Origin of the sequence: Janthinobacterium sp. MP5059B, from assembly GCF_001758645.1 — a bacterium.
Taxonomy (GTDB): Bacteria; Pseudomonadota; Gammaproteobacteria; order Burkholderiales; family Burkholderiaceae_D; genus Janthinobacterium; species Janthinobacterium lividum.
In genome coordinates this window covers 23,504-42,136 of sequence record NZ_LRHX01000022.1, presented here as the reverse complement: position 1 = coordinate 42,136, position 18,633 = coordinate 23,504, and the positions used below count along the sequence as shown (strand labels likewise).

Sequence of the window (18,633 nt, the reverse complement as noted above, 5' to 3'; positions counted from 1 at the left end):
GACGCATCATGCCTGCACCACTGCTCGAACTCTGTTTTGCCGACCGCCACGAACGCCTGCGCTACCGCACTGCGCTGCTGCTGTATGTGCTGGTGATCCTGATCGGCGACATCCCCGGCGTGCGCGCGGACTTGGGCCAGTATGCATCAGGCGGCGTGCTGCATTCCTTCGGCTATGGCGTGCTGGCCCTGATCCTGTTCAGCGGCACGGGCGGCGGCATGGCGCGCCGCGCGCTGCTGTCGGTGCTGATGGTGGCGGCCATGGGCGCGCTGGACGAGTTCATCCAGAGTTTCCTGCCCTACCGACGTGGCGCCGTCAGCGACTGGGTGGTCGATATCACGGCCGCCGTGGCGGTCTGCCTGCCGCTGTATTTCCTCTGGCCGAAAATGGTCGCCGCCGCCCTTGGCAAGGGCGTGCCGCGGCCCGAAGCCTGAACGGGGAGATGACTCGCGCCCGTCAGGCGCGGTCCGCTTCGCTATCTTGCAATTCCAGCCGCAACTGTCCCTGGCTGCGCGCGCCCAGGCGGCGCATCAGGGCGCGCGCCTCGCGCCGGCTGCCGGCCCCCATGGCGCGTGCCGCATCGCGCTGCATGTCCAGCAACTGTTCCGAGCGCGCCAGCCGCACCAGGCCATGCAAGGCCTGGGCCAGGACATGGCGCGCGCGGGCATCGCGCGCGGTGCCGCCGACGGCCAGCACCAACTCATCGATCAGTTTTGCGGTAGGGCCAGATGACATTTTTTCTCCCGATTCAACAGTGAGGAAGCGTGCAGCCGCACGAAGTGGTAATTGCCAGCATCTTTTATACCAAGCACGGCAATTGGACTCTTGATCTAGCTCAATCGACAATGACGGGCGCCGAACATACCTGCTCCGCCATGCTCTTACATGCAGCAATCGCGGCTATCCGCAATCACCGCGGGTGCCGATCCTGAGTGTGCGACCATGAGGAGACCAAGATGAGATCGAAAACAACCCTGCTGCTGACCGGCCTGACATGCGCCTTGCTGGCGGCCTGCCAGTCCACGGACAAAACCAGCCTGGCACGCAGCAATAGCGGCGAAACCTATGCCGCACCGGCCGGCACGACGCCGCCAAGCAGTACGGCCAGCACCACCAGCAGCACGGCCACCGATACCGGCAACGCCATGAGCAGCGACATGCGCAATGACGCGAACCAGTCCACCCTGAACATCAGCTCGGCCACGGTGCAGTCGATAGAAACCGTGCCGCGCAGCATGGACCAAGGCAGTGCCGACATGCAGGCGGGCACGTCGGGCACGGCCGGCAGCACCTCGGGGGCGGCGGGCAATATGCTGTATCGCGTCACCTTGCGCCTGGACGACGGCACGACGCGCACCTTTGTGCAAAATACCCAGCCCGCCTTCCAGATCGGCGAGCGGGTCAGCGTGCAAAAAGGCGTGATGCAGCGCTATTGATATTTACCGGCACTGGCCGATGCTGGTCGCAACTGACCGCATCAAGCCAGCGCCAGGGTCAACGGCCGGCTGCGCCCCTGCACCACGGCCGAAGGCCAGGCCGGGTCGTGCGTCAGATTGTGCAAATGGCTGCCGTCGAGCAAAAACGTGTCTTCCACCGTGCTGCCGGGCAGGCTGGGGTGAAAGGCCAGCGCCATGCCCCGCTTGAGGATGATTTCCGTGTGCGCGCCGGCCGCCACTTCGGGCGCCAGGTAGCCATGGATACCGCCCTGCCGGCTGGTGCGCACCGTGTCGGGCTGGCCGGCATAGGCGTAGGCACTGTCGAGCGCGTGATACACCATGCTCAGCGCATGGCCCGTTTCGCAAGCGTCGAGCGCCACCGCTTCCAGCGCCAGCATGGCCGCATCGGCATCGTCCATGACCACCGCCGCGCCGTCGGCCCGATGCAGCGCCGGGCCGAAGCGCCGTTGACGGCTGAGACTGGCGCACAGGCCGAAACGCCGCGCGCACAAGGCCAGCACGGCTTGCTTGCCCAGCACCGCCTGGGCTGGCGGCGCGCGCCGATAACGGTGCTGGCGCTCCCCACCGCTGGCCAGCACGTACACGGCTTGCAAGCCGCGCAGCCACAGCGCGCGCGCACACGCGGCAGCCAGTTCCAGCTCGCTCCAGTCGGGGCGGGCCTGACGCAGCGCATCGGCGGCCGCGCCAGCTGCCAGCAGCCCCACCTGCCGGTAGCGTAACTGCTCCGATTCCAGCAGCACCAGCCGCTCTTCGCGCAGGGCCACAGGCAGGCTGCGTTCGTGCAAGCCGGGCCGGTCGGACAAGACAGGCGCGCCGCCGGCCGCATGCTGCACGAAATGCTCGCGCAATTCATACAGCTGCGGCTGCATCCAGGGCGACACCTGCCATGTCCATGGCCCGCGCACTTCTTCCTCGCGCATGCGCATGGCTTCGGCTTCGTCCGTCAGGATGTAGGCGGCATCGCGCGTCACCAGCACTTCCGCGCAGCCGCACTCGGTCGTATGACAATGGCTGTTCGATGCGCCCGCCGTGGCCCACGCAAACCAGTCCACGCCGCGCAGGCGCACGGCACCGGCACGCTGGTCTTCCAGCCAGCCCCGCATCTGCGCCAGCTTGTGCGCCACTTCCAGCTCCAGCGGCCAGTTCATGACCGCCCCTCGTGCGGGATGCGGCGCGGCGCCACCCCGCCTGCCCTGCCTGGCACCAGCCGGGAATCCTGTTGTGCATGCATAGCTGCTCCCTTCCTACATGGAAACTTAAGACCGGCGCGCGCATAAAAAGTTCAGTGCCTGGCCTCGTCTCAGGCTTGCAGTCTATGACTTCCCGCTATTTTTGCAAGCGGCTATTTCGCCAGTTCAATCAACACGGCCGTGTACATCTGCAAGTTCAACAGCAACTGCTTTTCCGTGATGAACTCATGTTCGGAATGCCCCGTGTAGACCGTGTGCGGCATGGCCGGGCCAAAGCTCACGGCATTCGGGAACAGGCGCGAATTGGTGCCGCCGCCGATGGCCACCGGTTGCGGATTGGCGATGCCCGTGTAGTGTTCGAAGACGGACAACAAGGTGGGAATCTGCGGCGCCGCCGTCTGCAGCCACGGTTCACCGATCTGCACCTGCAGGGTAGCCGGCACATGGCGCCGCACCTTCCAGCCTTCGAACGCGGCCGTCACCTGCTGTTGCAGCACGGCCGCCGTCTTGCCTTGCGGACGGCGCAAATTGATAGTCAGTTCCAGCGCGCCGCCGTTCTGCTTAAGCACGGTCGGCGCGACCGTCATCGGCCCCATGAAGCCGTCGCGGTAAGCGATCTTCCCAAAGCGTTCGCCGTAGATGCTCGTGCCCACCAGTTCATTCAGGAACGACAGCATGTCGGCCGCCTGCGTGCCCTGCCACGGCTGCACGGCCAGCGCGTCGGCCAGCATGCTGATGGCGTTGATGCCATCTTCCGGTTTCGACGAGTGGGCCGACACGCCCAGCGCCGTCACCGTCAAGGTGCCGCCATCGCGTGCATAGCTGTAGCGCACGCCCTGTTGCTGCTGCGCGCGGGCGCGGATGGCCGCTTCCAGCGCGGCTGGCGCGTGGTCGATCACGGCTTGTGCATCTTCCGGGATCTGACTGCCGAAAAAGCCGCCTGTCAGCTGCGTCAGCACAGGGCCCTTCCCCGCCGGCATGGCCGTGCGCGGCGGCAAGGTCAGCTTGATGGAACCGTAGCCCTTCTCGGCCGTCACCACCGGGTATTCCGCATCGATGGTGATGTTCACTTGCGGCGGCGTGTGGGTTTTCAGGAACTGTTTCAGCGGTTCCCAGTCCGATTCCTCGGCCATGTAGACGTACAGCTCGATGCGCTTGCTCAGCGGCACCTGCTGGTCCTGGATAGCCTTCATCGCGTACAGGGCCGTGGCGATCGGCCCCTTGTCGTCTTCCGTGCCCCGTCCCAGCAGCTTGCCAGGTTCGCTGGTACGGTCCAGCTCGAACGGCGAACGGGCCCATTTGGCGGGATTCACGGGCTGCACGTCGCCGTGCGTGATCACGCCCACGCGCTCGCTGCCGCTGCCCATGCCGATGATCACCACATGGCCATGCTCCTGGAAGTCGAATCCCAGGCGCTGCGCCTCGGCCGCCAGGTAGCGCTTGAAACCCGTGTGCTGGGGATTCGCGGCAAACGGTACGGCCGGGTCTGCCACCGTGTTGAAACTGACCATCTTCGCCAGGCTGGCGATCAGCGGTTCGGGATAGGTGGCCAGCGCGTAGCGCGCCGTTTCCTGCGCCTGCAGGCTGATGGGCGCGGCGTGAACGGAGGGCTGCAGCAGCAGGCCAATCAGGGTCAGCAGGATGGGTTTCTTGAACATGGCGGGGCGCATAAAGTGGGGAGGCCCACTCTAGCATTGCCCGCACCGATTTCCAATCGATACGAGTTTTTTACCGATCAGTACGCAAATTCCCGATTCGCATTATCATGTGCACAGCCTGTCATCCCTGCCGCTTCCAAGGCCGACCCTATTGTCGTCAGGGGATAGACAAATCGTCCATTGTGATTTTCCACCACGTCCCGATATCGCTACCATGATTCCATTTTCCATACTCGACCTGGCCCCCATCGCCGAAGGCAGCGACGCCAGCCAGTCGTTCAAGAACACGCTCGACCTGGCGCAGCACGGCGAACGCTGGGGCTACAACCGCTACTGGCTGGCCGAACACCACGGCATGCCCGGCATCGCCAGCGCCGCCACGGCCGTCGTGATCGCCCATGTGGCGGCCGGCACCAGGACCATCCGCGTGGGCGCGGGCGGCGTCATGCTGCCCAACCATTCTCCGCTGGTCATCGCGGAACAGTTCGGTACTCTGGAAGCGCTGCACCCGGGCCGCATCGACCTGGGCCTGGGCCGCGCGCCCGGCTCCGACCAGACGACGGCGCGCGCCCTGCGCCGCGACCTGCAGTCCGACGCGGAACAGTTTCCGCAAGACGTGCTGGAATTGATCGACTATATGTCCGACGAGCCGCGCCAGCGCGTGCTGGCCGTGCCCGGCAAGGGCGCGAAAGTGCCCGTGTGGATACTCGGGTCCAGCCTGTTCGGCGCCCAGCTGGCCGCCCACCTGGGCTTGCCGTATGCATTCGCCTCGCACTTCGCGCCACAGATGATGATGCAAGCCGTGGCGTATTACCGCGAACATTTCAAGCCGTCAAAACAATTGGCGAAACCATACGTGATGCTGGGCTTCAATGTGTTTGCCGCCGACACGGATGCCGAAGCGCACTTGCGCGCCACGTCGATGCAGCAGGCCTTCGTCAACCTGCGCACGGGCCGCCCGTCGCGCCTGCAGCCGCCTGTGCCCGGTTACCTGGAGCAATTGGGTCCGCAGGAACGCGCCATGCTCGATTCCGTGCTGTCCTGCACGGCCATCGGCGCGCCGGACACCGTCAAGGCGAAGATGGCCGCCTTCATCGCCGAAACAGGCGCCGACGAGCTGATGATCACTTCGCAGATCTTCGAGCACCAGCACCGCCTGCGTTCGTATGAAATCACGGCGCAGGTGCATGCGGAGCTGGCCCGCGCACAGTAAGTTTTAAGTCTCCCCTGGTATATCCCCCTATACCCTTTTCCCGGCCGTCGGCAACGATCGCCGGGATTTTTTTGCCTGCTGCGTTGCCTGCCGCCCCACCGCAAAATCGGCCGCGCCCGGCAAGAAATGCGCAGCCCCGCTATCATGCTCATCCAAAAGCATCACTCCAAGAAAGTTGTCTCGCATGAAATCTGCACCATCCACCGTCGATGCCAGCGCCCTGCTGACGTCGACCCGCATCCTGTTGTTCGCCCTGTCCGCCGGCGTGCTCGTTGCCAGCCTCTACTATGTGCAGCCGCTGACGTCCATGCTGGCCGCCTCGTTTGGCGTCAGCGTGCCGCAGGCGGGCTACCTGGTCACGGCCACGCAAATCGGCTATGTGCTGGGCATCGTGTTCCTGGTTCCCCTCAGCGACGTGCTGAACCGCCGCCAGTTGCTGACGTGGATGCTGATCGCCAAGATCGGCGCCCTGCTGCTGGCCGCCACCAGCCAGAACATTATTATCTTTGCCATCGCCAGCGTCTTGATGGGGATCACGTCCAGCGCCTTGATGGTGGTCACGGCCATGGTGGCCTCGTATGCGCCCGACCACAGCCGGGGCCGCATGGTGGGCACCGTCATGACGGGCTTGTTGCTGGGGATTCTGCTGGCGCGTACCGTATCCGGCACCGTGTCGCAGATCAGCGGCGGCTGGCGCACCGTCTACGTTCTGGCCGCCATCGTCGTCGCGGCCCTGCTCGTCATGCTGCGCCGCATCCTGCCGAACGAGGCGCCACGCGGCAAGCTGCAATACGGAAAATTGCTGGCCTCGCTGGCCGACATCATCCGCCAGGAACCGTTGCTGCGCCAGCGCGCCCTGTTCTCGGGCCTGGGCCTGGGCACCTTCAGCGTGTTCTGGACGGGCCTGACCTTTTTGCTCAGCGGCGCGCCGTACCACTACTCGGAAATGCAGATCGGCCTGTTCGGCCTGGCCGGCGCCACGGGCGCCTTTGCCGCCAACACGGCAGGCCGCATGGCTGACCGCGGCTATGCGCGCCAGGCCACCTGGCTGCTGGCCGTGGCTTCCATCGCGGGCTGGGCATTGATCGGCTTTGGCGCCCATTCTCTGGTGCTGCTGCTGATCGGTATCGTCCTGCTGGACATGGGCGTGATGGGCTTGCAAGTGACGCACCAGTCCATCATCTATAAACTGGCGCCGCATGCGCGGGCGCGGGTCACCACCGTGTTCATCGCGGGCGGCTTCATCGGCGCGTCGGCAGGCTCGGCCCTGGCCAGCGCCAGCTTTGCCGCCGGCGGCTGGCCCGCCCTGTGCATGGTGGGCGGCGCCATGCCGCTGCTGATGCTGATCGTGTGGAGCAAGTACCGCCACACGCAGCGCAGGCTGGAACGGGCCGCCCAGGCATCTATCACGTAGGTCGAATTAACGGCGGCACGCCGCGTCATCCGACACTGATGCGCCAACTGTCGGATGACGCTCTTCGAGCTAATCCGACCTACGATCCTAAAAAAAAAACCGCTCCACCGAGCGGTTTTTTTTACGTGCTTACTTCGCTGGCTCACGCGCCTTGCCAAACGCATCGCCCGCCTTCCAGGCCGGCATCTTCGCGGCATTCGCCACGGCCTGCCCCAGGTTCAGGGTAAATTGCGCCTGCTGCGTCATGCCGGACAAATCCCAGCTGGCATCGTACTCATCGGTAACCTGATGGTAGCGGGGGCCATACGCGGCCGCCTTGGCTTTCGACGCTGCCACGTCCTTGATGTACTCGCGTCCGCCATTGATGGAAAACGCGGGCACGCCCGCCTTGGCAAAGCTGAAATGGTCGCTGCGGAAATAGCCGCCGGCCAGGTCGGGACGGGCTGGCGCGATATGCATGCCCATGGCTTTGGCCACCGTGGCCGCCATGGCGCCCAGCTCCGTGCGCTCGCTGCCCTGCGCGCCGATATCATGCGTGGCACCGACAAAGTTCAGGCTGTCCAGGTTCAGCGCGGCGGCCGTCTTGTTCAAGGGCCACAAGGGGTCGGCCGCGTAGGCGGCGCTGCCCAGCAAGCCTTGTTCCTCGGCCGCCACCCACAGGAAAATCTGCGTGCGCTTCGCAGGCTTTTTCACGGCTTCCTGCGCCATGGCCAGCAAGCCGGCCGTGCCCGATGCATTGTCGACGGCGCCGTTGTAGATGGTGTCGCCAGTATCCCCTTGCTTGCCCAGGTGGTCCCAATGGCCGCTGTAGATGACGGCTTCATCCTTCAATGCCGGGTCGGTACCCGGCACCATGCCGGCGATATTGAATTGCTCCACCTTGCGCACGGCGGACTTCATTTCGCCGCTCAGCTTGGCATTCAAGGCGACGGCCTTGAAATCCTTGCTTTCCGCTTGCGCGCGCAAGGCGTCCAGGTCCAGCCCACCGGCCGCGAACAGGCGGCGCGCCGCCTCTTCCGCGATCCAGCCCTGCAGCGGCGTGCCGGCCGTGCGGTCGGCCAACTGGAAACGCTCGCTGCCGCTCCAGCTGTTCTGCACCACGCTCCAGTCGTACGATGCGGACGGTTTCGTGTGGATCAGCAATACGCCAGCCGCGCCCTGGCGCTTGGCTTCCTCGAATTTGTAGGTCCAGCGGCCGTAATAGGTCAGCGCCTTGCCGGCAAAGCGGTTCGGCTCGGCACTAGTCGGTTGCGGGTCGTTGACCATCATGACGACGATCTTGCCTTTGACATCGGCGCCCTTGAAATCGTTCCAGCCTTCTTCCGGCGCCGTGATGCCATAGCCGACGAACACGAGCGACGCATCGAAGGTGTGGGCGGCAACGGAGTCGCCCGTGGCCCAGACCCAGTCCGGGCCGAAAGCCAGCGGCACGGGCTTGCCGCCCGCCACGGCTTGCAGGCTGCTGTCTTGTGGCAAGGATTTCACGCCGGCGATCTGCACGCTTTGGCGGTAACTGTTGCCGCGCACGGGTTGCAGTCCGGTCATCTGCGCCTGGGTTTCCAGGTAGGCCACCGTCAGGTCGGCGCCGCGCTGGCCCGTGCCCCGGCCTTCCAGCAAATCGTTGGACAGGAAGGCCAGGTGGGCGCGCAGCGGGGCTTCCTGCACCACGGGCAAGCCGTGCGCGGCAGGCGCCGCGGCGTGCGCGGAAAATGCCAGCGCCAGGCTGGAAGCGAGCGCCGTGACGGCCAGGGAAGAAAACAGCTTCTGCATAAGATCCTTTGGGTAAGAGGAGACATTCAGTCCGGCGGATGGCCGAGCCGGCGATTGTATGCCATAGGGAAAGATGCATCAAAATGCGGACGAAAAAAATCCCCGCGGCAAGGGCGGGGATTTTGCAGGGGAAACGTTCAGACCAGCAAAGCGGCCGCCAGGGATTCGATCTCTTCCGCCGATTCCTCGAGGATGGTGTGCAAGGTGCTGCCGCCGATGCCAAAGTCGATCTTCGCGGCCGCCTGGCGCCGCGCGGCGCTTTCCGGCGGGTGCAGGGGCGAGCCGACGGGCGACAGATCGTTGGCCAGCACCAGGGTCGCGCCCAGGGTGCGGGGCGGGAACGTACTGCCGCCGTGCCACATGCCTTCCACGGCCTGCAAGACCATGTCCGGCACTTGCAACTGGCGCAGCACGCCGCGGCCGATCAGTTTTTCGCCGTATTCGATCCAGTCTTCCGTATTGTCGTCCAGCAAACCCGGATATTCCTCGGCGCGCGACAGCAGATAAAAGCCGCCCACTTCGTGCACGATGGCGGCGAACATGGCCGTTTCCACGTCCACATGCGTGACTTTCTTGGCGATTACCTGGCTCAGCGCGGCCACGTGGGCCGTGTGTTCCCACAGCTTGGCCGCCTTGGCACGCAATTGCGGGTCGGTAATCTGGCTGCCCAGCTGGCGCACGATGACGGATGCCACCATCGATTTCAGGGTGGCAAAGCCCAGGCGCGAAACGGCCGCGCGCACATTGGCGATTTCATTGCCGGAACGGTTGTAGGCAGCCGAATTGGCCAATGCCACGACCCGCGCCGACAGCAGCGGTTCGGCCATGACCATGCGGGCGGCCGCCTCGATATGGCAATCGGGGTCGTCCAGCGCTTCCTGCAGCTTCAAGGTGGCCTTGACGTTGGCGGGGAACGTCAGCTCGCCCTTGCTCGCTTGCAGCGCGATAATCTTGAATACTTCCAGTCTGTCCATGGGTCAATCTCCGGTACGGGCCTGTTCAGGCTCTGCTGTGTGGGTGGGCCGGGAATGCGCTCCCGGCCCGGCTCCCGTTTCCGGCAATATTACAGCAAGTTCAAACTCAAACCTATTACTTTCCGGAAACTTTTCCTGCCACGCCTTCGACAAAATAATCCATCTTCGTCAGCGCCGCATCGTCCAGCACGCCTTTGTCCAGGCGCACCTTGCCATCGTTATCCTTGATCGGCGCGCTGAAAGGATTGAGCTTGCCAGCTACCAAGTCTTTCTCGCGTGCCAATACAAACTGTTTCACGTCGGCCGGCACTGTGGCGTTGATGCCTTCCAGCTTGACCATGCCATCCTTGATGCCGCCCCAGGTGCTGCTGGACTTCCACGTGCCATCCAGCACGGCTTGCGCCTGCTTCGTATAGTAGTCGCCCCAATGGTGGGTGACGGCAGCCAGCTGCGCCTTCGGCCCGTACTTTTTCATGTCCGAATGGTAGGCGATCGCGTACTTGCCCTTCTCTTCCGCCGCCTGCACCACGGCGGTCGAATCCGTGTGGTGGGTAACCACGTCGGCGCCCTGGCCGATCAGGGTGATGGCCGCGTCGCGTTCCTTGCCCGGATCGAACCAGCTATTCACCCACACCACTTTCACTTCCGCCTTCGGGTCGACGCTGCGCATGCCGCGCGTAAAAGCGTTAACACCCTGCAACACTTCCGGGATCGGGAATGCCGCCACGTAGCCAGCCACATGCGTCTTGCTCATCTTGCCTGCCAACACGCCGGCCAGGTAGCGGCCCTCGTAGAAACGGGCGTTGGTATTGGCCACGTTGACGGCCGTCTTGTAGCCCGTCAAATGAATGAACTTCACATTAGGAAATTGCTTCGCCACTTTCAAGGTGGGATTCATGTAGCCGAACGAGGTTGTGATGACGAGCTTGCTACCCGTTTGCGCCAGGTCGCGGATCACCCGTTCCGCATCGGCGCTTTCCGGCACGTTTTCCACGTATTTGGTGGTGATCTTGCCGCCCAGCGCCTTTTCCATTTCCTTGCGGGCCAGATCATGCTGGGTGGTCCAGCCTGCGTCGCCGATGGGGCTGATATACACGAAGCCGACATTCAGCGGCGCCGTCGCGGGAGCGGCGGCCATGACGGGCATCAAAACAGCACTGCAAACGGCGGCGCATACTAGTTTCTTGGACATGGTTTTCCTTGTGGTGAGTGATTAATTTCCCGGATTGAAATTCTTGCCCAGCGAAGCGGGCATATTGAGCTTGATGTAGTTGGCGTTGCTGGAGATCAAAACCAGCACGACGATGGCTGCCACATACGGCAGCATCGACAGCAGTTGCGACGCGATGGGCACGCCCAGCGCCTGCGCGTGGAAGGTCAGAATCGTGATGCCGCCGAACAGGTAGGCGCCGCCCACCACGCGCGCAGGGCGCCAGGTGGCAAACGTGGTCAGCGCCAACGCGATCCAGCCCCGTCCCGCCACCATGCCTTCGACCCACAGGGGCGTGTAGACGAGCGACAAAAAGGCGCCGGCCAGGCCGCAGCAGGCGCCGCCGAACAGCACGGCTGCCAGGCGGATGCGGCGCACGGGGTAGCCGAGCGCATGCGCGGAAGCGGGCGACTCGCCCACGGCGCGCAGCACGAGGCCCGCCCGCGTGCGGTACAAAAACCAGGCGATAGCCAGGCACAGCAGCAACGACAGATACACCATCGGATGCTGGCGGAACAGGGCCGGGCCCAGCACGGGAATATCTTCCAGGAAGGGGATGCCGAAGCGGCCATTCTGCAAGCTGTTGCCCACATATTTCAGGCCGATATACGTGGACGCACCCGCGCCGAACAGCGACAAGGCCAGGCCCGTCGCGTACTGGTTCGTGCCCAGCCACACGGTCATCCAGGCAAAGAAGCCGGACAGCAGCATGCTGGCGCCCGCGCCCGCCAGAAAGCCCAGGGTGGGGCTACCCGTGTTGACAGCCACGGCAAAACCCGTGATGGCCGAGACCAGCATCATGCCTTCCGCCCCCAGGTTGACCACGCCCGCCTTTTCATTGACGAGCAGCCCCAGCGCAGCGAGCATCAGCGGCGTGCCCGCATTGATGCTGGCCGCGATCAGGGGCGCGATGGTCAGCAACAGGTTATCCATGTTTCCTCCAACGCAATTTGTATTGGATCAGCACATCGCAAGCGAGCAAGGCGAACAGCAAGATGCCCTGGAACACACCCGTGATCGCACTGGGCAAGCCCAGGCGCGACTGCGCCAGTTCGCCGCCGATATAGAACAGGGCCATGACGAAGCTGGAGAAAATCACGCCTACCGGATGCAGGCGCCCGACAAAGGCGACGATGATGGCGGCAAAGCCGTAGCCGGGCGAGACCGTGGGCGTCAACTGCCCCATCGGCCCCAGCACTTCGCACGCACCCGCCAGGCCCGACAGGGCGCCGCAGATCAGCAGGGAAGACCACAAGGTCTTGCGCGAGGAAAAGCCCGCATAGCGGGCGGCGGCAGGCGCCATGCCGCCCACGCGCAGGCGGAAGCCGGCAATGCTTCTGGATAAGTACAGCCAGCCGCCCAGCGAGGCCAGCAAGGCAAACACGATGCCTACGTGCAAGCGCGTGTCGCTGATCACCATCGGCAACAGCAAGCCGTCCGACAGCAGTTTCGACTGGGGAAAATTGAATCCTTCCGGATCGCGCAGCACGCCATACACGAGATAGCTGAGCAGCAATTGGGCGATATAGACCAGCATCAGCGAAACGAGGATTTCGCTGGCGTTGTAGCGGTCGCGCAGCCAGGCCACCAGTCCCGCCCACGCCATGCCGCCCGCCATGCCGGCCAGCAAGGACACGCCGATGATGGCGGTACTGCCCACGCCATCGTCCAGGTAAAGGGCCGCCGCGCCGCCGCAGATGGCGCCCAGGGTCAGCTGTCCTTCCGCGCCGATGTTATAGATGTTGGCGCGAAAGCAGATGGCCAGGCCAACGGCGATCAGGAGCAAAGGCGCCACCTTGATGCCCAGCTCGGACCAGCCGTGCGCGTCGCGCAAGGGTTCCACAAAGAAGACGGCCAGTCCCGCCAGCGGATCGTGTCCCAGCGCAAGAAACAGCAGCGCGCCGCACAGCACCGTGAGCAGCACGGCCAGCACGGGCGACAGCCACGACATCAGCCGCGACGGAGAAGGACGGGCTTCCAGGCGCAAGGCGAACTTAGCCATGGATTGCCTCCTGCGGCCACAGCCCGCTCATCCATTGTCCCACCAGCGCCACGCTGGCTTCGCCCACGTCCAGCGACGGTGAAATCTTTCCCTTCGCCATCACCAGCAAGCGGTCGCTGATATCGAACAATTCATCGAGCTCCTCCGACACGACCAGCAGCGCGCAGCCAGAGTCGCGCAAGGCCAGCAATTCGGCGCGGATTTGCGCGGCCGCGCCCACGTCCACGCCCCAGGTCGGCTGCGCCACCACCAGCACGGTGGGTTCGCGCATGACTTCGCGTCCGACTATGTATTTCTGCAAGTTGCCGCCCGACAGGCTGCGCGCCAGCGCCTGCGGCCCGCCCGCCTTCACCTGAAAGCGCGCGATGATGGCGGCCGCCCGCTGCGCAATGACCTTGTGGCGCACGAAGCCGTGGCGGATGGTGGCTGGTGTCTGCAAACTCAGCAGCACGTTGTCGGCCAGCGCCATGTCGGGCACGGCGCCCCGCCCCAGCCTTTCCTCCGGCACGAAGCCGAAGCCCAGGGCGCGCCGGCGTCCCGGCGGCAAGCGTCCCGCCGGCGTGCCGTTCAGGACGATGCTGCCGGCGGCCGCGCGCATGTCCTCGCCCGACAGGGCGGCGAGCAATTCCTGCTGGCCATTGCCGGACACGCCCGCGATGCCGACGATCTCTCCCGCGCGCACGTCGAAATTGATATCGATCAATTGCGTGGCGAACGGATGGCTCTTCGGTAACTGCAAATTCTTGACGCTCAGCATGACGGTACCGGGCGTGCGCGCCACGCGGGTGACGGCGGGCGGCTCGGCGCCGATCATCATGCGCGACAGGCTGGCCGCCGACTCTTGCGAAGGATCGCACACGCCTGCATTCTTGCCGGCGCGCACCACCGTGCAGGTGTGGCACAGGGCGCGGATCTCGTCGAGCTTGTGGCTGATGTACAGGATGCTGCAACCTTCGGCGGCCAACTGGCGCAAGGTGGTAAACAGCTTTTCCACGGCGCCCGGCGTCAGCACGGAAGTCGGTTCGTCGAGGATCAGCAGTTGCGGCTTGGCCAGCAGTGCGCGCACGATTTCCACGCGCTGGCATTCTCCAACGGAAAGCGTGTGCACGTGGCGCTGCGGCTCCAGATCCAGGCCGTACTGGCGCGCCGTCGCTTTGATGCGCTGCGCCAGCTCCGCCATGTTGGTACCGGCGGGCAAGCCGAGGGCGATGTTTTCCGTCACGGTCAAGGTGTCGAACAGGGAAAAGTGCTGGAACACCATGGCGATGCCCAGCGCCCGCGCGACCGACGGGTTGGCGATGTCCACTTCGCGGCCATTCCACAGGATGCGGCCGCCGTCGGGCTGCACGGCGCCATAGATGATTTTCATCAAGGTCGATTTGCCGGCCCCGTTTTCGCCAAGCACGGCATGGATCTGTCCGGGCGCGACGGTGAGACAGATGCCGTCATTGGCCACCACGGCCGGATAGCGCTTGCTGATATCGATGAGTTCCAGGCGTGCCGTCATTGTTTTTTTCGTGCCTCGCTGCGTGGTATGCGGGATGCCGATCGGTGGAAAAAATCAACACTCAGTCTCTATCGTATCGGCATCCGCGGCGCTTGGGGGGCGGGCGCGGCGGCGTGCATTTCTATTTCCACAAAAAAACAACACCTGTATACAATTTTGAAAAAAATTATCAGCTTTGCAGCGTCCGCCTTGCCCCGCAAGGACGAGAAGGTGCGATGATTATATGCAGGAACTGATAGTAAGTATGCGCACAAGACATATCGCCCGGCGCGGCGATGCTCGCATCATGGATTGAACGGCGCGCGTTATCCCATTGCAGCGCTACATGCAGACTACGCGTCCAGCCATCCCCAGTTCCCGTTTTCCCACACCGCCATCAGGAGCCGAAAGTGCCAAAAAACATACCGTGTCTGTTGCTCTGCCTCACTACCACCCTCGGCGTGGGCGCGACCGCCCAGGCTGCCGAATGGAGCGATACCGCGCTGAGCTGGCGCGCCGGCAATGATTACCGCGAGCCGTTCAATCCGGACGACATCAAGAAAAACATCTTTGCCATCACGCACGCCAGCGGCTACAAATACGGCAGCAATTTCGTCAACCTCGATTTCCTCATGTCCGACAGCAAGGACCCTGGCGCACTGGGCAAAACGTCGGGCGCACAGGAGGCGTACCTGGTCTACCGCAACACCATCGACATCGGCAAGGTGCGCGGCAGCGACATCAAGTTCGGCCCCGTGCGCGGCGTCGGCGTCACCCTGGGCTTCGACGTCAACACGAAAAATGACGTCGGCTACAACTCGCGCAAGCGGATGCTGGTGGCCGGCCCCACCGTGATGTGGGACGTGCCCGGCTTCTTCAATACCAGCCTGCTGTTGCTGCGCGAAAGCAACGCCCCCAGCGGCGCCTTCCCGCCCATCTCGCAGGTGACGGGCCGCTACACGTATAAAACGCACGCCATGCTGACGGGCGCCTGGGCCATTCCCCTGTCGCCGCTGTTCTCGTTCGAAGGCTTCTTCAACCTCATCGACTCGAAAGGCAAGGATGAAGTGGGTCGCGACACGGCGGTGGAAACGAATATCGACATGCAAGTAATGTACGACGTGGGCGCGGCCCTGGGCAGCGCCAAGAACACCTTCCGCGTGGGCCTCGAATACCAGTACTGGAAGAACAAGTTCGGCAACTCGCCCGCCACCACGGGCAATGTGGGCCAGACGGCAAAGACGCCGATGATACGCGCGGAGTACCATTTCTAAAATTCATTGTTACGCATCAACACCCACGATCGCGCCTGATGCCAGCATGAAGCTTTCCCACTGGCGGAGAGCGCGACCGTGGAACAACTACTGCCATATTACGAGCGCGAGCTGGGCCTGTTCCGCCAGTACACGCGCGAGTTTTCCAGCCGCTACCCGAAGGCGGCCGGGCGCCTGCTGATCGCCGGAGAAACCTGCGAAGACCCGCATGTCGAACGCCTGATCCAGTCCGTCGCCCTGCTCACAGCCAGGGTCGCCAAACGCCTCGACGACGCCTATCCGCAATTTACCCATTCCCTGCTCGACACCTTGTACCCGCACTACCTGCGGCCGTTTCCCTCGTGCTCCATCGTACGCATCGCCGCCGACGAAGCACCGGGCCGCGGCCAGCTGGACCAGGTGGCGCATGTGGCGCGCGGCACGGTGCTGCGCTCGCAGCCGGTGCAGGGCGTAGCTTGCAAATTTACGAGCACCTATGACGTGACCCTGGCGCCGCTGGTCATTTCTCGCCTGCATTTCTCACCTGTCATCGACGCGCCGCCCGGCCTGCGTCTGCCCGCCGGCGCCAGCGCCTTGCTCAGCATTCAGTTCACCAGCAGCAGCGACAACTATCATCTGGATCAGCCGGATTTTGCCAGGCTGCGCCTGTTTGCCGATGGCGAACCATCCGTGCGCGCGGCCTTGCTCGACGCCCTGTTCCTGCGCGGCGCGGGCGCGTACGTGGCGCTGGACGAACACAGCCCGTGGCAAGCCGTCGATGGCACGCCGCTAGCGCCAGCCGGCTATGCGGAAGACGATGCGCTGATCCCCATTTCCGCCCGTTCCCACCCGGCCCTGCGCCTGCTGACCGAGTACTTTGCGTTTCCGGAAAAATTTCACTTCATCGATATCGGATGGTCCCTGCTGGCTGCCCTGCTGCCAAAACAGTGCCGCCAGTTCACCTTGCACCTGCCGCTCAAGGGCGTGCGCAGCGACAGCCACGAAGCGCGGCTCTTGTCCGGCGTCAGCCGCGACAACCTCTTGCTGGGCTGCACGCCCGTCGTCAACCTGTTTGCCAAATCCGGCGTGCCGATCCGCCTCACGCATACCGAGCCCGACTATGCGCTGGTGGCCGATGCCACGCATGCGTTTGCCTATGACATCCACAGCATCGAAGCCGTCACCGTAGTGCGCAAGGACGAGACCGGCGAGCGCCTGAGCAGCTTCCTGCCGTTGTATGCCTCGCTGCAAGGCGCCCAGGCCGACTATGGCCAGGAGCGAGGTCAGGAGCATGGACAGTACTGGCTGGCGCGCCGCGACGAAACCGTGGCCGCCATCAGTCCCGGTCACGAAATGCGCCTGAGCCTGATCGACCCGCAGTTTTCACCAAGCAGCGCGGCCTGCGCCACCGTCTCGACGCAACTGCTGTGCAGCAACCGCGACTTGCCCGTGCAGTTGCACTACGGTTTGCCCGGCGGCGACCTGCTGGCCGAGGACGTACCCGACGGCATCCCCGCGCGCTTCCTGCGCAAACCGTCACCCAGCATGCGTTTCCTGGCGGACACGCACTGGCGCCTGATCGCGCACCTGTCGCTCAATTACTCGAGTCTGACGCAGGCGGGCCTGGGTGAATTCCAGAAAATGCTGAGTCTGTACGACCTGCCCCGCTCGCCCGCCACGCAACGCCTGATCCAGGGCATCGTCACGCTCGAGCACGGCAGCAAGCGCGCGTGGATGCCAACGGTCCCGTTTCCCACCCTGATGCCCGGCATCGCCATCCGCCTGGGCATCGACGAGCAAGCCTTCGTCGGCAGCAGCATCTATATTTTTGCCCAGGTGCTGCAACGCTATTTCGCCCTGAACAGCCAGCTCAACTGCTTTAGCCAACTGACGCTGCTGTCTCATCGCAGCGGCGAGGAACTCCTACGATGCCCAGAACGCAGCGCCGACGCCACGCCAGCGTGATCCAGCACTTGCTCGATGCGCCGCAGCGCTTCGAGTGCTTCCAGGCACTGCGCCTGCTGCTGGCGTGGCTGGCCGAGCACGGTATCGATGAGCACACGGCGCTGGCAAAGCACATACGCTTCGACAACAGCGTCTCGCTGCGTTTTCCCGCCAGCCAGGTCGAAACGCTCACAACAAACAGCATCGGCGATGCGGATGCCCTGCTGCAAGCGCTGCTGTCCGGTCACGGCCAGCACATCCACCTCACGCCCACCTTCATGGGCCTCCTGGGCTGCCAAGGCAGCTTGCCCAGCCACTATTCGGAGCGCATTGCCGCGCACCAGCATAGCGAACGCGAAAATAGTCCGCGCGCTTTCCTCGACCTGTTTTCCAGCCGTACCGTGGCCCTGTTTTACCAGTCCTGGCAAAAATACCGCATCGAGCAGGCCGGCCACAGCGGGGACTTCCTGTCGCGCCTGCTGGCCCTGGCCGCATGCCAACCAGGCCAAGATGAGGCAGCGGCCGGCTTGTACAGCGGCTTGCTACAGCAGCACAACATCTCGTCCATCGTCATGGCGCGCATCCTCGGCGACCACTTCGGCGTGCCTTGCCATATCGACGAAGCGACGGGCGCCATGGACGTGCTGGCGCCGCGCGAACAAACGGCGTTGGGCATGGAAAATGCCATGCTGGGCCAACGCGCCCTCGTCGGCGAACGCTGCCGCCGTCCCGACCTGGCCGTACGCCTGCGCCTCGGTCCGCTCACGGCGCAGCAGCACGCCAGCTTCCTGCCGCGCGCCCCTGGTAGCCACGCATTGCGCCACATGCTGATGCTGTTCGGCCAGCCGCTCGTGCGCTACGACATCGTGCTGGTGCTGCGCGCCAGCGATGTGCGGGGGACGGCATTGACAACCGCGCCACAAGGCGGCCTGGGCTGCAACAGTTTCCTTGGCAGTGCGGCCCCCCCACGCCACCGCGATGACAAACATTACGAGATGCAATTGATGCCCTCATTCAACGATTGATCCTTGCGGCCGCGCAAAACGCTTGTGTTTGCTATTG

The 18,633-nt window shown here is 64.1% G+C and carries 16 protein-coding genes; 7 read left to right on the top strand and 9 right to left on the bottom strand.

Features of this window, described 5'->3' with window-relative positions:
- Positions 1-8 precede the first annotated feature (8 nt).
- A complete protein-coding gene (locus JAB1_RS26050) occupies positions 9-434 on the top strand; it encodes a VanZ family protein (protein ID WP_070282459.1) in 426 nt (141 codons plus the stop codon).
- A gap of 22 nt (positions 435-456) precedes the next feature.
- On the opposite strand, the gene JAB1_RS26045 is transcribed toward JAB1_RS26050, so the two are convergent.
- Positions 457-735 (bottom strand): hypothetical protein, encoded by a 279-nt coding sequence (locus tag JAB1_RS26045; protein ID WP_139144689.1) that lies wholly within the window; start codon positions 733-735, stop codon positions 457-459.
- 221 nt (positions 736-956) lie between these two features.
- Between JAB1_RS26045 and JAB1_RS26040 the strand changes: the two genes are divergently transcribed.
- Positions 957-1,436, top strand: a complete 480-nt coding sequence (locus JAB1_RS26040; protein ID WP_070282452.1) for a hypothetical protein — start codon at positions 957-959, stop codon at positions 1,434-1,436.
- 41 nt (positions 1,437-1,477) lie between these two features.
- On the opposite strand, the gene JAB1_RS26035 is transcribed toward JAB1_RS26040, so the two are convergent.
- Complete coding sequence (locus JAB1_RS26035) at positions 1,478-2,605, bottom strand: M24 family metallopeptidase (RefSeq protein WP_034784489.1); 1,128 nt, start codon at positions 2,603-2,605, stop codon at positions 1,478-1,480.
- 194 nt (positions 2,606-2,799) lie between these two features.
- Positions 2,800-4,305, bottom strand: coding sequence for a dipeptidase (locus JAB1_RS26030; protein WP_070282450.1), 1,506 nt, complete (start codon positions 4,303-4,305; stop codon positions 2,800-2,802).
- A 214-nt stretch (positions 4,306-4,519) separates the two neighbouring features.
- On the opposite strand from JAB1_RS26030, the gene JAB1_RS26025 reads away from it, so the two are divergent.
- Together JAB1_RS26025 and JAB1_RS26020 are read left to right on the top strand one after the other, a co-directional pair.
- Entirely contained in the window at positions 4,520-5,518 is a 999-nt protein-coding gene (locus JAB1_RS26025; protein ID WP_070282448.1) for an LLM class flavin-dependent oxidoreductase, read from the top strand.
- Between the two features lie 184 nt (positions 5,519-5,702).
- Positions 5,703-6,932, top strand: a complete 1,230-nt coding sequence (locus JAB1_RS26020) for an MFS transporter (protein WP_070282446.1) — start codon at positions 5,703-5,705, stop codon at positions 6,930-6,932.
- Positions 6,933-7,061: 129 nt separating this feature from the next.
- Here JAB1_RS26020 and JAB1_RS26015 read toward each other — a convergent pair whose 3' ends face one another.
- The 6 genes from JAB1_RS26015 to JAB1_RS25990 all read right to left on the bottom strand — a co-directional run bounded on the left by JAB1_RS26015 (position 7,062) and on the right by JAB1_RS25990 (position 14,395).
- On the bottom strand, positions 7,062-8,702 hold the full coding sequence (locus tag JAB1_RS26015) for a M28 family peptidase (RefSeq protein ID WP_070282444.1): 1,641 nt from the start codon (positions 8,700-8,702) through the stop codon (positions 7,062-7,064).
- 137 nt (positions 8,703-8,839) lie between these two features.
- The gene (locus JAB1_RS26010) at positions 8,840-9,676 is read right to left on the bottom strand and encodes an HDOD domain-containing protein (protein WP_034784492.1); all 837 of its coding nucleotides are present in this window, start codon (positions 9,674-9,676) and stop codon (positions 8,840-8,842) included.
- Between the two features lie 115 nt (positions 9,677-9,791).
- Positions 9,792-10,868: a BMP family ABC transporter substrate-binding protein gene (locus JAB1_RS26005; RefSeq protein ID WP_070282442.1), complete on the bottom strand. Its 1,077-nt coding sequence runs from the start codon at positions 10,866-10,868 to the stop codon at positions 9,792-9,794.
- Positions 10,869-10,889: 21 nt separating this feature from the next.
- Entirely contained in the window at positions 10,890-11,819 is a 930-nt protein-coding gene (locus JAB1_RS26000; protein ID WP_070282440.1) for an ABC transporter permease, read from the bottom strand.
- Positions 11,812-12,888, bottom strand: coding sequence for an ABC transporter permease (locus tag JAB1_RS25995; protein ID WP_070282438.1), 1,077 nt, complete (start codon positions 12,886-12,888; stop codon positions 11,812-11,814). The genes JAB1_RS26000 and JAB1_RS25995 overlap by 8 nt, the downstream gene beginning before the upstream one ends.
- Positions 12,881-14,395, bottom strand: a complete 1,515-nt coding sequence (locus JAB1_RS25990; RefSeq protein WP_070282436.1) for an ABC transporter ATP-binding protein — start codon at positions 14,393-14,395, stop codon at positions 12,881-12,883. The genes JAB1_RS25995 and JAB1_RS25990 overlap by 8 nt, the downstream gene beginning before the upstream one ends.
- 440 nt (positions 14,396-14,835) lie before the next feature.
- Between JAB1_RS25990 and JAB1_RS25985 the strand changes: the two genes are divergently transcribed.
- From JAB1_RS25985 to tssG, 3 genes are all read left to right on the top strand, one after another.
- Positions 14,836-15,648 carry an outer envelope protein gene (locus JAB1_RS25985; RefSeq protein ID WP_139144702.1) on the top strand — a complete coding sequence of 271 codons (813 nt, stop codon included), beginning with the start codon at positions 14,836-14,838 and terminating at the stop codon, positions 15,646-15,648.
- Positions 15,649-15,726: 78 nt separating this feature from the next.
- The gene (tssF, locus tag JAB1_RS25980) at positions 15,727-17,592 is read left to right on the top strand and encodes a type VI secretion system baseplate subunit TssF (protein ID WP_070282432.1); all 1,866 of its coding nucleotides are present in this window, start codon (positions 15,727-15,729) and stop codon (positions 17,590-17,592) included.
- Positions 17,556-18,596: a type VI secretion system baseplate subunit TssG gene (gene tssG, locus JAB1_RS25975; RefSeq protein ID WP_070282429.1), complete on the top strand. Its 1,041-nt coding sequence runs from the start codon at positions 17,556-17,558 to the stop codon at positions 18,594-18,596. Before tssF ends, tssG begins: the two co-directional genes overlap by 37 nt.
- Positions 18,597-18,633: the final 37 nt, after the last annotated feature.

What these genes read in the sequence shown, in the direction of transcription:
- JAB1_RS26050 (WP_070282459.1), top strand. Translation starts at nt 9, where the DNA reads ATGCCTGCACCACTGCTCGAACTCTGTTTTGCCGACCGCCACGAACGC.
- JAB1_RS26030 (WP_070282450.1), bottom strand. Translation starts at nt 4,305, where the DNA reads ATGTTCAAGAAACCCATCCTGCTGACCCTGATTGGCCTGCTGCTGCAG.
- JAB1_RS26015 (WP_070282444.1), bottom strand. Translation starts at nt 8,702, where the DNA reads ATGCAGAAGCTGTTTTCTTCCCTGGCCGTCACGGCGCTCGCTTCCAGC.
- JAB1_RS25990 (WP_070282436.1), bottom strand. Translation starts at nt 14,395, where the DNA reads ATGACGGCACGCCTGGAACTCATCGATATCAGCAAGCGCTATCCGGCC.
- JAB1_RS26035 (WP_034784489.1), bottom strand. Translation starts at nt 2,605, where the DNA reads ATGAACTGGCCGCTGGAGCTGGAAGTGGCGCACAAGCTGGCGCAGATG.
- JAB1_RS26020 (WP_070282446.1), top strand. Translation starts at nt 5,703, where the DNA reads ATGAAATCTGCACCATCCACCGTCGATGCCAGCGCCCTGCTGACGTCG.
- JAB1_RS26005 (WP_070282442.1), bottom strand. Translation starts at nt 10,868, where the DNA reads ATGTCCAAGAAACTAGTATGCGCCGCCGTTTGCAGTGCTGTTTTGATG.
- JAB1_RS26000 (WP_070282440.1), bottom strand. Translation starts at nt 11,819, where the DNA reads ATGGATAACCTGTTGCTGACCATCGCGCCCCTGATCGCGGCCAGCATC.
- JAB1_RS26025 (WP_070282448.1), top strand. Translation starts at nt 4,520, where the DNA reads ATGATTCCATTTTCCATACTCGACCTGGCCCCCATCGCCGAAGGCAGC.
- JAB1_RS26040 (WP_070282452.1), top strand. Translation starts at nt 957, where the DNA reads ATGAGATCGAAAACAACCCTGCTGCTGACCGGCCTGACATGCGCCTTG.
- JAB1_RS25995 (WP_070282438.1), bottom strand. Translation starts at nt 12,888, where the DNA reads ATGGCTAAGTTCGCCTTGCGCCTGGAAGCCCGTCCTTCTCCGTCGCGG.
- JAB1_RS26010 (WP_034784492.1), bottom strand. Translation starts at nt 9,676, where the DNA reads ATGGACAGACTGGAAGTATTCAAGATTATCGCGCTGCAAGCGAGCAAG.
- tssG (WP_070282429.1), top strand. Translation starts at nt 17,556, where the DNA reads ATGCCCAGAACGCAGCGCCGACGCCACGCCAGCGTGATCCAGCACTTG.
- JAB1_RS26045 (WP_139144689.1), bottom strand. Translation starts at nt 735, where the DNA reads ATGTCATCTGGCCCTACCGCAAAACTGATCGATGAGTTGGTGCTGGCC.